The sequence below is a fragment of the Streptomyces sp. NPDC057486 genome (assembly GCF_042802415.1).
Lineage (GTDB): Bacteria > Actinomycetota > Actinomycetes > Streptomycetales > Streptomycetaceae > Streptomyces > Streptomyces yanii.
The window spans coordinates 52,365-64,403 of record NZ_JBHVEE010000048.1 but is presented as its reverse complement, the minus strand read 5'-3'; the positions used below and the strand labels follow the sequence as shown (position 1 = coordinate 64,403).

Annotated in this window: 16 protein-coding genes and 1 pseudogene; 8 read left to right on the top strand and 9 right to left on the bottom strand. The window is 67.1% G+C overall.

Features of this window, described 5'->3' with window-relative positions; all coding sequences use genetic code 11:
- Together istB and ACFU6I_RS22880 are read left to right on the top strand one after the other, a co-directional pair.
- A partial coding sequence (gene istB, locus ACFU6I_RS22885; RefSeq protein ID WP_384369718.1) for an IS21-like element helper ATPase IstB occupies window positions 1-726 on the top strand: 726 nt, incomplete at its 5' end.
- A gap of 277 nt (window positions 727-1,003) precedes the next feature.
- Complete coding sequence (locus tag ACFU6I_RS22880) at window positions 1,004-1,447, top strand: cytidine deaminase (RefSeq protein WP_384369715.1); 444 nt, start codon at window positions 1,004-1,006, stop codon at window positions 1,445-1,447.
- Between the two features lie 120 nt (window positions 1,448-1,567).
- Here ACFU6I_RS22880 and ACFU6I_RS22875 read toward each other — a convergent pair whose 3' ends face one another.
- The 4 genes from ACFU6I_RS22875 to ACFU6I_RS22860 all read right to left on the bottom strand — a co-directional run bounded on the left by ACFU6I_RS22875 (window position 1,568) and on the right by ACFU6I_RS22860 (window position 3,172).
- Entirely contained in the window at window positions 1,568-2,176 is a 609-nt protein-coding gene (locus ACFU6I_RS22875) for a GntR family transcriptional regulator (protein WP_384369712.1), read from the bottom strand.
- An 8-nt stretch (window positions 2,177-2,184) separates the two neighbouring features.
- Window positions 2,185-2,409: a hypothetical protein gene (locus ACFU6I_RS22870; protein WP_384369709.1), complete on the bottom strand. Its 225-nt coding sequence runs from the start codon at window positions 2,407-2,409 to the stop codon at window positions 2,185-2,187.
- On the bottom strand, window positions 2,406-2,585 hold the full coding sequence (locus ACFU6I_RS22865) for a hypothetical protein (protein WP_384369706.1): 180 nt from the start codon (window positions 2,583-2,585) through the stop codon (window positions 2,406-2,408). Before ACFU6I_RS22865 ends, ACFU6I_RS22870 begins: the two co-directional genes overlap by 4 nt.
- Before the next feature lie 308 nt (window positions 2,586-2,893).
- Entirely contained in the window at window positions 2,894-3,172 is a 279-nt protein-coding gene (locus ACFU6I_RS22860; protein WP_384369730.1) for a hypothetical protein, read from the bottom strand.
- Window positions 3,173-3,250: 78 nt separating this feature from the next.
- Here ACFU6I_RS22860 and ACFU6I_RS22855 point away from each other — a divergent pair, with 78 nt between their 5' ends.
- Window positions 3,251-4,006 carry a GntR family transcriptional regulator gene (locus ACFU6I_RS22855; protein WP_384369703.1) on the top strand — a complete coding sequence of 252 codons (756 nt, stop codon included), beginning with the start codon at window positions 3,251-3,253 and terminating at the stop codon, window positions 4,004-4,006.
- 32 nt (window positions 4,007-4,038) lie between these two features.
- Window positions 4,039-4,554 carry a hypothetical protein gene (locus tag ACFU6I_RS22850; RefSeq protein WP_384369700.1) on the top strand — a complete coding sequence of 172 codons (516 nt, stop codon included), beginning with the start codon at window positions 4,039-4,041 and terminating at the stop codon, window positions 4,552-4,554.
- A 15-nt stretch (window positions 4,555-4,569) separates the two neighbouring features.
- Here ACFU6I_RS22850 and ACFU6I_RS22845 read toward each other — a convergent pair whose 3' ends face one another.
- Window positions 4,570-5,103, bottom strand: a complete 534-nt coding sequence (locus tag ACFU6I_RS22845; protein ID WP_384369698.1) for an SMI1/KNR4 family protein — start codon at window positions 5,101-5,103, stop codon at window positions 4,570-4,572.
- 130 nt (window positions 5,104-5,233) lie between these two features.
- Here ACFU6I_RS22845 and ACFU6I_RS22840 point away from each other — a divergent pair, with 130 nt between their 5' ends.
- Together ACFU6I_RS22840 and ACFU6I_RS22835 are read left to right on the top strand one after the other, a co-directional pair.
- The gene (locus ACFU6I_RS22840) at window positions 5,234-5,653 is read left to right on the top strand and encodes a DUF6578 domain-containing protein (RefSeq protein WP_384369695.1); all 420 of its coding nucleotides are present in this window, start codon (window positions 5,234-5,236) and stop codon (window positions 5,651-5,653) included.
- A 603-nt stretch (window positions 5,654-6,256) separates the two neighbouring features.
- Window positions 6,257-6,985, top strand: a complete 729-nt coding sequence (locus tag ACFU6I_RS22835; protein WP_384369693.1) for a hypothetical protein — start codon at window positions 6,257-6,259, stop codon at window positions 6,983-6,985.
- Window positions 6,986-7,164: 179 nt separating this feature from the next.
- Here the strand turns inward: ACFU6I_RS22835 and ACFU6I_RS22830 are convergent, their stop codons facing one another.
- The gene (locus tag ACFU6I_RS22830) at window positions 7,165-8,262 is read right to left on the bottom strand and encodes a barstar family protein (RefSeq protein WP_384369690.1); all 1,098 of its coding nucleotides are present in this window, start codon (window positions 8,260-8,262) and stop codon (window positions 7,165-7,167) included.
- Between the two features lie 299 nt (window positions 8,263-8,561).
- On the opposite strand from ACFU6I_RS22830, the gene ACFU6I_RS22825 reads away from it, so the two are divergent.
- Window positions 8,562-8,810 (top strand): hypothetical protein, encoded by a 249-nt coding sequence (locus ACFU6I_RS22825; protein WP_384369687.1) that lies wholly within the window; start codon window positions 8,562-8,564, stop codon window positions 8,808-8,810.
- Between the two features lie 160 nt (window positions 8,811-8,970).
- On the opposite strand, the gene ACFU6I_RS22820 is transcribed toward ACFU6I_RS22825, so the two are convergent.
- The 3 genes from ACFU6I_RS22820 to ACFU6I_RS22810 form a co-directional block, all read right to left on the bottom strand.
- Complete coding sequence (locus ACFU6I_RS22820) at window positions 8,971-9,729, bottom strand: DUF6928 family protein (protein WP_384369684.1); 759 nt, start codon at window positions 9,727-9,729, stop codon at window positions 8,971-8,973.
- 683 nt (window positions 9,730-10,412) lie between these two features.
- Entirely contained in the window at window positions 10,413-10,643 is a 231-nt protein-coding gene (locus ACFU6I_RS22815; protein WP_384369681.1) for a hypothetical protein, read from the bottom strand.
- A gap of 404 nt (window positions 10,644-11,047) precedes the next feature.
- The gene (locus tag ACFU6I_RS22810) at window positions 11,048-11,449 is read right to left on the bottom strand and encodes a squamosa promoter-binding protein 15 (RefSeq protein ID WP_384369678.1); all 402 of its coding nucleotides are present in this window, start codon (window positions 11,447-11,449) and stop codon (window positions 11,048-11,050) included.
- A 182-nt stretch (window positions 11,450-11,631) separates the two neighbouring features.
- Here ACFU6I_RS22810 and ACFU6I_RS22805 point away from each other — a divergent pair.
- Window positions 11,632-11,844 (top strand): annotated as a pseudogene (locus ACFU6I_RS22805) (NUDIX hydrolase); the annotation flags it as partial.
- Window positions 11,845-12,039 lie beyond the last annotated feature (195 nt).

Here is a 12,039-nt window from a genome sequence, read left to right as displayed (position 1 = left end):
ATGAAGGCCCCTGCCCTGCTCGACGCCGCCGAGCGGCTCGCCGAACGCGCCCAGGCCGAGTCCTGGAGCCACCTCGAATACCTCGTCGCCTGCCTGCAGCGCGAGGTCTCGGCCCGCGACAGCCACGGCGGCGAGCAACGCATCCGGCAGGCCCACTTCCCCGCGATCAAGACCATCGAGGAACTCGACCTCGCCCATCTGCGGGGCATGACGCGCCAACAGCTCGCCCACCTGGGAACCCTGGACTTCATCGCGGCGAAGGAGAACGCGGTCTTTCTCGGGCCGCCGGGCACCGGCAAGACGCACATCGCGACCGGGCTGGCGATCCGGGCCTGCCAGGCCGGGCACCGGGTCGCATTCGCCACCGCGGCCCAGTGGGTCGACCGCCTGGCGGCGGCCCACCACACCGGCCGACTGCAGGAGGAACTGGTCAGACTCGGCCGTTACCCACTGATCGTGATCGACGAGGTGGGGTATATCCCCTTCGAGGCCGAGGCGGCGAACCTGTTCTTCCAGCTAATCTCGAACAGATACGAACGCGCGTCCGTGATCGTGACCAGCAACAAGCCCTTCGGACGCTGGGGAGAGACCTTCGGCGACGAGACCGTCGCCGCCGCGATGATCGACCGGCTCGTCCACCACGCCGAGGTCCACTCCCTCAAGGGCGAGTCCTACCGCATGCGCGGCCGCGAACTCGGCCGCACCTCCACCACCAGCAACGACTGACACACCATCCAACGAGACTACGGATGGCCCACAACTGAGCCGCCGCATCTGGCCTCACATTCAGCCGTCGCCGACACAGCGGGGACTCGCGGGGAACGGCGGCGCCAACCTCGCTCCGGACCAGCTCAGGGAGTCGCCAGGTCAGCGGCCATCCACATACGCCGTCTTCCGAACCAGGGCTCCGGACTGTTGTGTCCCGGGGGTTGATTGGGTCATCGAGGCTCCACTGTCCTTCTCGGGCCGTGCCGCGTTCAGGGCTCGTGACAAACTCCGGCGCATGAAACTCGACCAGATGCTTGTCGACGCGGCCGTGGAACTCATGGACCGACGCTGGCCCACGGGTGAACCTGGCGGGGCAGCCGCTGTGCGGCTCGCCGACGGTGGCATCCTGACCAGCGTCGGCCTCGACAACATGAACGGCTCGGTTGCGCTCTGCCAGGAGACCGGGGCATTCATCCAGGCCTACACCCAGAACCGAACCGTCACCGCCTCCGTCTGCGTCTGCCGTGACTTGGAGCACGGCAGGATTCTGATCTTGCCGCCCTGTGGCGTCTGCCAGGAACGGCTCGCGCTCTGGGGGCCGTCCGTCGAAGTCGCCGTCCCGCGGGAAGACGACCCGACCCGTTGGGAGGCGCGCACCCTCGCGGAAGTGAACCCCTACTACTGGGGCCGGCAGTTCGCCGAGGGGCAGTGGCCTTCCCAAGCGCAGCACTCCGAGTGACCGCACCCACGGCGGTACAGCAGCGAAGTACAGCAACCAGAGCAACCGACCTCGTCCGGTGACGCCCTCCGGAGGCCATGGCCCGACCGCTATGACCGCCACCGACCGTTCCCCATGGAGCTACGGATCAGAAGGTGTCCGTGCCCCTGTCATGCCCGATCGGCCGGGAACTGGCGGGGAACCCCGGATGCTGGCGGGCAGAACGCACGACAACGGCCCCTGACCGATTCCTTCCGGGGTGGGGAGTCGGGCGGTGACCACTTCTCGGGTCTCCACCCGTTCGGGGCGAGACCACGGCAGTTCGTCCGGCTCCAGGTCGCGCGGGACGTAGATGCGGGCCAGGCTGTGCGGCCTCTCTCCCTGGTGGGTGAGGCAAAGGAACTCCGTCAGCGGGGTGCGCGAGGGGACCTTGAGTAGGGAGATGAGGTCGCCGCGTGCTCGGAGGTTGGTGGTGCGGATCGTGACGTGGAGGTCTGCGTCCGGGGTGAGGCGGCCGTAGGTGTACGTGAGTCTGCGGAGAGGTCGGCGGACGAAATTGCCCTTGCCGTGGATCTTCTCGATCAGGCCCTCGGCCTGGAGGAGTGCGAGGGCGTTGCGCAGGGTCGGGGTGCTCACCTTGTACTGAGCCGCGAGCTTCGGTTCCGAGGGGAGACGAGCGCCGGCCTCCAGATGGCCGGTGGTGATCTGGGTCCGTAGGTCGTCGGCGATGGTGTCGCGTAGGGACGGCATAGGGGCGCTCACCACCTTCTGAGGACTCGTACGGCGATCAGGCGCGTACGGGTGTGCATCGTCAGGAGTTCGCCCGATTCGAAGAGAAGGCGCTTGGCGCCGCCGGGAAGTTGGCGGAGGTCAGCTACTCGGCACGGTTGGCCGCCGATCTGGATCACGTCGCCGCGCTGCACCGTGGCTGTGGTGATCTCGACCGGGGACGCGAGGGCGCCGCGGGAGGGAAGGCCGTTCACGAGGTCGCCTCCGGTGGCGTTGTTGCGGAGTGGCAGGAGCAGGCGCAGGCCTCGTAGACGACCGGGATGTCGATCGGTGCCGTCAACGGGGCGGAGTGCGTGCACTCGTGGTGGGTGCCGATCCGGCAGGCGCTGGACCTGTAGGGCGTGGTAGCCGTCGAGGGGACGCGGGTCATCCGTGGGCCTCCGCCGGCGCGAAGCAGGCGTGGGCGAGGAGGTGGGGTGGAACCGGCGCCGAACTCTGCCTGGTGCGCTGCTCGACGGCCAGGACGTACGGGCGGACGAGGGCCGTCTCTTCGCCCGGGAGAAAGCTCGGCCGGTCTCCGAGTTGTCGGAGGAACTGCGTCAGTTCGTCGGACGGTTTGGGGAGAGCGAGCGTCGTACGGGTCGGCGTTAAGGGCTCGCAGTGCCGGGTCCTTTGGGCGTACCGCTCTATGGTGCGCCTGATGGTGCGACGGATACGGTTGAACATGATGATCAGCTCCTATCGCTGATGGCCAGGTCCCCGGACATCGCCCGTCGCGGGGACCGCCTTGTTCACGGCGGCCCATAGGGTGCGGCCGCCCAGGCTCGTGGCCAGGAGACCGAATCGGTCCGCCGCGGCCACGACTTCCAGGACCTCCCGCCATGTCTCGGCCGGGAGGGATTCCGGTACCTCCGCTTCGATCGATGTGTGCCGGGGGTGCTCTTCAACCCGCGTGGTGAATCCGACGGCTGATAACCGGGCAGCCAGAGTCTCCGCGCTTACTTCTGGAGCAGGCACAGGGCAGCCTCCGTCACCGGTGATCACTTTGAGTAAATCTAGTTAACTAGATTAGAGCTAGTGGACTAGATTTTCCATATGCCTGAGCAGCCGCCATACCTCCGCATCGCCGACGAACTGCGGCGGCGGATCGCGGAGCACGAGTGGACTCCTGGAGACCGGCTGCCCTCACGCGCCCAGATCGCCCAGGAGTGCGGGGTGGGCGAGAACGTGGTCCGCCGCGCCCAGGAGTTGCTGATCTCCCAGGGGGTGCTGGAGGGACGGGCGGGGTCCGGGACCTACGTGGCCGAGCCCCGGCGGCGGGTGCGGATGGTTCGTTCTGCGGCGCGCGAGCAGCCGGACGGGTCGCCGTTCCGGGCCGACATGAAGGCCGTCGGGCGGAGTGGCGGCTGGGAGAGCCGGACCGACGCGAAGGTGCCCGCGCCGGCTGAGATCGCTGCGCGGCTCGGGATCGGTGAGGGCGAGCTGTGCGTCCGGACCGTGTACGAGTTCCTCGCCGACGGGCGGCCCGTGCAGTTGTCGACGAGCTGGGAACCGTACGACCTCACCGGCGGGACGCTCATCGTCCTTCCCGAGGGCGGGCCGCACGCTGGGGCCGGCGTCGTGAACCGGATGGCCCAGATCGGCGTCACCATCAGCCATGCCGTGGAGCAGCCTGAGCCGCGGCAGGCGACCGCCGAGGAGGCGTCGCTCCTTGGGATTCAGAAGGCCGCGCTCGTCACCCACATCCGGCGGACGTACTACAGCGACGAGGGCCGGCCGGTGGAGACGGCGGACATCGTCGTCCCTGCCTCCCTGTGCGAGATCGTCTACGAGATCCCCATCAATCGGTGATGGGGGTTGCGATCCACTTGGGAGGGGTGCGAATGGCGGGTGATCTTCAGTTCAGTTGGGAGCTGGGCGGCGCGGGGTGGGCCACATGTCGGATTGCCGACGGCAATTCGGAGCATCGGGCCCATGTCAGCTACTGCACGGATGCCCTTGCCGACTTGTTGTATGCCGTGACGGGGTTGTACGGAGGCACGACCGATCAGCGCGTCTCGTTCGACCTCGAACCCGTGGAGATGAGGTGGCTGCTCCGGCGCCAGGAGCTGGACGTGTCCATCGCCATCTACCGGTTCCCGGACGGAGCGACGAGCTGGGGATCGCCCGACGAGACGGGCGGCACTCTTTCCTGGAGCTCAACCCAGCCCCGTAGCGTGCTGGGCCACACGGTGATGGAAGCGGCCGAGACCGTACTGCGGGATCACGGTGAGGACGGGTACCTGAAGAAGTGGATGCGGCACCCGTTCCCCGTCGCCGCTCTGCAGGACCTTCGGCGGCTGCACCAGCGAGACGACGGCTGCCGGCACGAGTGGTGCCGCAACAACCTTGAGCACTGACATCTCACACGAGGTTCAGCGGCACAGCCCCATGATGATGTCGTCGAAGTCGGGGAACTCCTGTGTGGCCACCGCGATGATCGCCGGTGCCGCTGCCCGCCGGTCGGGAGCGTGCTGCTCCGCGATGGCTGCTAGGTCCTTGTTGACCTGCGGAGCCCAGTCGGGCTCGGGTTCGTAGAAGGCGGCCGCTTCCCACGGGCCGAAGCCGCCAGCCAGCAGCCATAGGAAGGCGCCCAGGTCGCGGGCGACGACTCCGGTTTCTCCTTCGGAGCCCATAAAGACAATGGGCTGCTCTGCCAGGTCCAGGCCTGGACGGATGAGCCAGAAGGCTGCGTTCCCGCCGGTGCCGTCCTGGCCGAAGACGCGGAAGTCATCGCCCGTCAGGTCGCTGTTGCCCGTCCACGCACGGAGCCAATCCGTTGTCTCGTCGGCAGTCAGGAAGGACTCGTAGGGCTCGAAGTCGACGCCGTCCTCGCCGATGCAGTCGAGCCGGACCGCCATGGCAGCGGCGAGCGCAGCGGGAAACTGGCGGTCTTCGTTCGGGATCATGCGAACAGATTAGTGACCGCTGGGAGGCCCACGAGGCCTCTGGCATCACCGACTGTGCACGCTGGCGTTTGTAGGAGGCTTTGTAGTAGCAGTCGTGAGCAGTCGCCCTCGGGCGGCGGACAATGGGGTCATGACGTTGACGATTTGGGTCGATGACTGGCAGATCCAGTGCTGCGGGGAGAGCTTCGCGCCAGGCGATGTTGTCTCCTGGACGCTGCTGGAAGTCGATCCGGAGGACTACGCCGACGTTGTCGGTAGCGAACGTGCGGATGAGATCGACTTCCGCGAGGAGCACCACGGCCAGGGGGAAGGGCACGCGCCCACCTCGGTGGAGGTGGCATCGATTGTTGAGGTGCACTGCCGTTACGGGGTACCCCCGGGCGCCACGGACAAGGTGAACTACCCCGTTCCGGGCACGACCGTACTGGTACCGGTTGAGAAGGCAGACGGGTGGGCGAAGGCCAAGCCGGACGTGAGCTTCGCGGGCTACCTGGTGACCGCCCGGCGTGTCACAGACCTGCCGGAAGGCATGGCTGCTCGCAGTCAATGAGGGAGCCGGCGGACGCGTGCCAGATACGTGCCAGATCGAGCGGTCAACCACGGGCACTGGAGGATCGCTACGGCGTCCACCGCTTGTGACAGCCGCTGCAGCGCACAGAGGGGCTGAGCTGCCATGACGGTTCAGCGGCGGGTGCCAGGCTTACAAAGCAGATGCCGGCGGTTCGAAACCGTCCGCGCCCACCAGTGCAAAGGCCCCCAACCGATCACGTCAGGACCACCCGCAAGGCCCTCCCGTAGCCAGGGGACGGCTGTACAGCAGCGGCGTACGAAACCCGCTCCCGTCCGCTGCCGTCTCTCCGGGGCCCTCCTAGCGACCGGTATGGCCGTCGCTGACCGATCCGGCTAAAGCTGCGGATCAGGAAGTTCCCCGTGCCACAACCGCGCCAGATCGGGCGGGGACTCACGGGGAACTGCGGCTGCCAGCGGTGACCACAGCCAGCTGGCACCCAAGTCCACGTACCGCAGGTCAGGCGCCAACTCGCCCCACCACCCTCCTAAGGCGGTGTTGCTTCCGTCTCGCCCGATGTCGGGCGGCACGGTGCGCCGAGGCCCTCGCGGAAGAGAAGGCGATGACGGCGAGTACGCTCCGCGCATGGCTCTCACGGTGCACGTCCCGGAATATCTGGAGGACTGCGAGCTTGTAGCAGGCGAGGATCTTGCGCGCGAGCCCGCCTTCTGGCTCGCGCATCTCCTGTTGACCGTGGGCGATCCGGGCGAGGATCCAGAGCGCTACGGGGTGGACGCGTCGGTCTACGAGGAGATGGTGGAGCGCATCAGCAACCCTGAAGAACCCTGGCCCGTACTGCGCGTCCCTTTCGAAGGCGGGCATACCGCTTACGTCGTGTACGCCAACTTCGACGACGCGAACAACGTCGACTTCTTCGTGCGCCACCCCGCGTGGGGACGACTCGGCTACCTCGGCCAGTTCGGCGTTGACGAGGCCGGCCCCGGACTGTCCTGGTCGGAGCTCGACATACTCGCTGAGGCCACACAGAACAGCAGCGAAGGTCTGACCGACAGCTCACAGCGCCTTCTGCTCCTGCTTCCGATGCTCGGCGACGCCGAGATTCCCCGCGAAGCGCGTGGCATAGTGGCGCAAGCGCTGACCCTCTGCGGCATACGTTCTGACGCAGCTGACGAGTTGGCTACCGTCCTGGTCGGCGAGCAGGGGCCCGGTAGTGAACCCCACTGGACCGTGACTGCCGACAACCCGATCGCAGTGTGTTCGTCGTCCTACAGCCCCCGCCACATACCGCTCGCCCTCGGCATCACGCCAAGCCAAGCCCAGGCCCTCGCGGACGCCCTCAACGGACGTGGGTGACATCCACGGCTGACATCAACGTCGGGGAACACCAGCGGCCCAGGGCAGCCGAACATGACCGTGCCGTTCTGCAGTGAGGCGCCTACAGGCGACCCACGCTCGAACTCCTAAAGCGGGTGTCGCAGTTTCGAATCCTGCCGGGGACGCCATCAAGACTGGGTAGTTGTTCGGACGGCGGATCACGCCAGGGTGACGTGCATGCCGCCCTCGGCCAGGGCATCGAGGACCTCGGCGAATAGGTCGTAGGGCTGGCCGTCCGGTGTCAGGGTCCGGGACAGGTGCGCGCGTGCGGTCACGGCGTTCCGCCATAGCAGGGTTGCGGGGGCGGTGTAACCGAAGGTGCCGCGCAGGCAGTCGTCGAGGGCGGCCAGACAGCCGCCGAAGTAGCCACCCGGCCCGTTCACCGCCTCCCCAAGCGCCAGGTGGAGGCCTGGTACATCGGTGATGTTTCGACCGTCGAGTTGGTAGGCGTGACCAGCTGGTCGGTCGCGGTGGGCGCGTCGGCAGGCCCGCTCGCGGACGAGGTCGAGCCAGGCCTTGCGGCGCCGGGTGTCGAGGCTCGCCCACGCGCCCAGGGTGTCCGGCGGCCCGGCGAGCCACCGCTCCCAGATGGGTTGGGCGTATTCGGGAACCGGTGTGAAGAACTTTCCGTCGAGCTCCAGGTCGATCAGATCCATCCCGTAGGCGGATGGGTGCCAGGCGCTGACCTTGGTCCAGAGCAGCCGATCGGTGAGCGGCTCGCCCTGGTCGTCTTGTATCTCCAGGGCGGCCTCCTCCAGGTCCAGTGCCCGCCGGGTGCCCTTCAGCAATGCAGCCCGCAGCTGATCACCCTGGGCGAGCCCCCGCAGGACGAGTGGGGGCGCCACCTGTTCGGGCGGCAGGACGCGGGCGAATTCCCGGCAGGAGCCCAGCCACCGGTGCCCGTCGTGCACTCGGACAAGACCCGTGTGTCCCTCGGGCGGCCCTTCGTAGTCGTCCAGACCACTGAGCACGAGACTGCCGGTGCTCAAGAGCTGCCCTGGGCTCTCCGCGTCCTCCAGCAGCCAGCGCTCAAGTGCGTCGTCGTCCGGCACCAGCCATACCCGACTGCCGACCCAGCCCCGCACCTCGACGCCTTTCGGTACCCAGCCGAACAGTTCGTACCTCCCGCGCTGGGGCTCCCCGAAGAGTCCGTCCACTGCTGCGCACACACCCCAGACGTGGCCGTGCCCCGTCTCCGTCAGCGTGTACCGCCCGTGCCCGCGATGGTCCCTGTCCTCACGCACGGTGGTAATCATGCCCAGACCGGGTTTCGCAACGAAGGCATTTTCTATGGCGGTCGCACCATAACCACTGGCACTGACACCACCAGGTGCTCAGCCCGCATGCCGCGCCGGGCCGTCTGTGGGCCGTCCGAGGGCCCCCGAGGCCGACCAACGACGACGGACGGCGACAGACAAGCCACCGGCGTCAGTAGCGAAAGCCCAGGTCAGAGCCCCCCGAACCTAACGGGTTTCCGCCCAGGGGTGGCGGTACGGCAAGATGGAGTGTTTCTTGCCGTACCACGGCAGTTGGCGCGCCAACTAGGGTGCCGCGTATGACTGCATCTCCCGAGCACGTCGACAGCAGAGCAGATCTGGCCGCCTTCGTTCGTGCACTCCACCGCAGCCACGCAGAGGAAGGCAGCTCCTGGGAGAACGAGGACCTCGCAAGTTTCCTGGAGGCCCTGGCAGCGTGGATCGAGGATGCGGACGGCTGGTACCGCAACGCCGGCCGCGAGTTGCCCGCCAGCGGCGACTGGAGCTTCTTCGCACGAGCCTTGCGAGCGGCAACCATCTACGAGTAGCTGGGTCGCTAAGTCTCGGCTGCGTGTCTAACTGCGTGACAACGCCGGCGCACAGCGGCGAACAACCGCGGACGTCTCCGGACCGTCGCAGCAGGTGAGAGACATACCAGCACGAGGTCAAGCGCCCAGCAAAGTTCGTTCGGGACGAAGAGGTCGTGAGCTAAAGGCCGTCGGTCTCGATCAGCGAGCCGTCAGGCCCCAGCTTGTACAAGCGCGGCGGGCCTATGGCTTCCATGGCCCTCCGCCGTTCTACCTCCTGCTCGGCAGGATCAGGCCCTCGTTGGTCCCGCACGTGGAATCCGAAGAGCTCAATGGCGTCCGCGTCGACGTCATTGGGGTCGGGACGGCCTTCCTGGATGAAGCCGCAGAGCGCCCGCAGCGCGTCTTCGCCCAGGTCCAAGGGGTGGAAGGGCAGGGCGTACGGCTCTTCCTCCTTGCCGGGCCAGGGGACGATGTCGGCTGGACGGTCTCCGGCCCAATAGGGCTGTTCGAAGGGAAGTGGTTCGCCGATGTTCTCGATGATGCCGCTGTCCGGGGACAGGCTCAAAGAGCGGACGAGGCGCCCGTCCTCCCAGACGGCGAACGCGTGCCAGTCGACGACGCTGTGCATGGCGTGCAGGACGAGCCGGCGGCCGGCACTCGCCGCCACCAGGTGTTCTGGAAGCTCAGAGGGGGCGTCGATCATCACGCCCTGGTCACCGATGACCTCCACACCCGGCCAGCTGGCTGCATGCACCGTCCCCTTCGCGGGGTACACCCCGTCCCAGAGATTCGAGCCCCCACACTCCTCGATCTCGCAGCCCGGATAGAGCAGCCGCATCATGGCGGCCGTCCGATCAAGATCTGCCGCGCCCACCCGCCGCAGCAACTCCGGCGCGTCGCCGTCGGCGTACACCAGCAGTCCCGTCTTGGCTCCCAAGACCCCTCCCCAAAAAGTTGCCCTTCATGGCGGAGGCACCATAGCCGCCCGCACCGACAATCGGGGGGCGGCTCGGCGAGGCTGCCGAGCTGGGCCTTCAGCTCGTGCCAGACGCGTACCAGATAGTGCGGGGAACCACGGGGAACACCGGGGAAACCAGCCTGCGGGCGCCGGGCGCCAGCACCGTTGCCCCGCAGGTCAGCAGCCTTCCCGTCCCTGAAACACCCAAGCTTCCCAAGCTGAGGGCTCGGCCGGCCGCCGTAGTCAGGCGCTAGCCGTCGGGACTTGCTCCGGTCGACGGCCATGGCAACGAGGCTGAGGCCAGTGGGGGTGCAGCGAGGCACACGCGTGCGTAGTCGGTCGGCGTTCTCGCCGTCGTGGCTGACTGTCGTCGGCTGAGGTTCAGGCGGGGCGTATCGAAGGTGTCGGCCGTTAGCTGTGCGCGCCGAAGCTGGGCCGTCTCTGGGCCGTCCGAGGTCGCTCGGCAGTGGCCAAGGACGACCGATGACGACCACTAGGCGCGCGAGCACACCGCTCCTGAGCAGCGAAAACGCAGGTCACCAAGATCCCCGGCAAGACCCAGGGCAAGAAGACATAACCTACGTGCTTCCAGTCGTCCTCGTTCGGCGACGCACTCCACGTGACTGTGGGGAGGCGTCAGGGCGGTGTGGGGCAGCAGGGGGTCATCGTCGCCGCCAGAGTCTCTGGTGCGGTTCTTGGATGGGGGCAATTCCCTGTATCCGGGGGCGAGATGCCCTCTTCCAACTGCCCCAGGCCCCCCACGAGAACAGCGCACTGACGACCAGGCCACGGATCACGCTTGGGGCGTCGTGTCCATGTGCGGCGCTGAGCAAGCCGCCGATGGCGGCGACGATGAGGAACAGGGCAAGGAAGGACCAGATCACGATCTTCATGTCGGGGAACGATATCGGGCGCGCGCCAGCCCTTGGGGCGCAGGGGAGCAACGCCGCGCCCCGAAGGTAGCCCGCCGTACGGTGCTGCCGGCCGTGTCTCGCCAGCCGACGAACTGTTGACGACGACCGAGCGAACCCAACCTCAATAGCCATCAACGGCCGACTGACGAGCCAGCCAAACCCCAAGGCGGCTTGGCTCCTGTGACTGCCGACGCAGCGGCGGACCGAAGGCGGCTCCTGCTGGACTGCGGGTGAACATCAATGGCTGACACCAACGGCGGCGAATCGGAGCGTTCTCCTGCGACCGCTTCACTGCCGCGGTCCGCACGTATCGACTGCATCCCGTGGCGAAACGGGGCTCTCGGACCGACCTGATAAGGATGAGGCCCCTCAGACCATGCTGGTCACGAGGTCGCGTCAGTCCAGTAAAAGCCTTCGTCTTCCTCTGACGGCTCCAGCGGTGCGAACTGTCGCAGTTTGCCGCCTCGAATCATCCACAGGCGGAAGAACGACTCCTCCTGGTCCATCACGAAGAGTTGCACGGCGTTGGGCTGCCGCCATGAGGTGTCGGCAACACGCTGCCTGAGGGCGTCGAGATCAGCGTGGTTGAGAGCGCCTGCCCACAACCAGCACTCGGGGTACTTCCAGCCACCCCACCCGTCGGTGATGGGGCTCAAAAAACCGACGCCGAAAGCATCCGGCTGTCTGCGCCACGGTGCCTCCTCACGTAGCCAATCACCCAGGGCCTCGGCATTGCCCCGGTCATCCGGATCGATCGAAACCATCACATTGGCAACCCAGCTCATGGAGCTCGTTATACCTTGACAGGGAAGCGTCAGCCGAGCACTTATCGGGCTACGGATAAGCATGTGATCGTGCCCGATCTGTGCCCGACAGAGCGGGGAACCACGGTCAACCACGGGTGCCAAGGCGAGCTCCGGGATTCCCCTTGAGACTCGTTCCCGCTGGTCAGCTCGCCGATGGGTGCACCAGGCCCGTCGTCGCCCTGGTCTTCCGCTGCAAGCCCTCCGGCGGCACCGAGCGAACCTCGGACGAGTCCATCGCGGTCGACTGGCTCACGCCGGCCGAGGTCAAGGAATGCATGGTCGAGGTCTACGCGATCCGTCTCCTGGGCGCCCTGGACGAAGACGGCCCCCACGTCCGCAGCCACGACGGCCACCAGCTGATCACGCAGCAGTGACCACGCAACCAGAAATGGCGGATGACCCGCGAGCAAGCGATCCCCCTGGTCGAGCGACTCATGAGCCCTGAGACGCCGGAGGAGGAGTCCTCCGAGATCTGGCCACCCTTGAACGAGGCCTGGCCTGCCCGCACATCAGCAACTAGGGCTCTGGGACTTCGACCCCGAGCTGACACCCAGAATGTCGCCGACAGG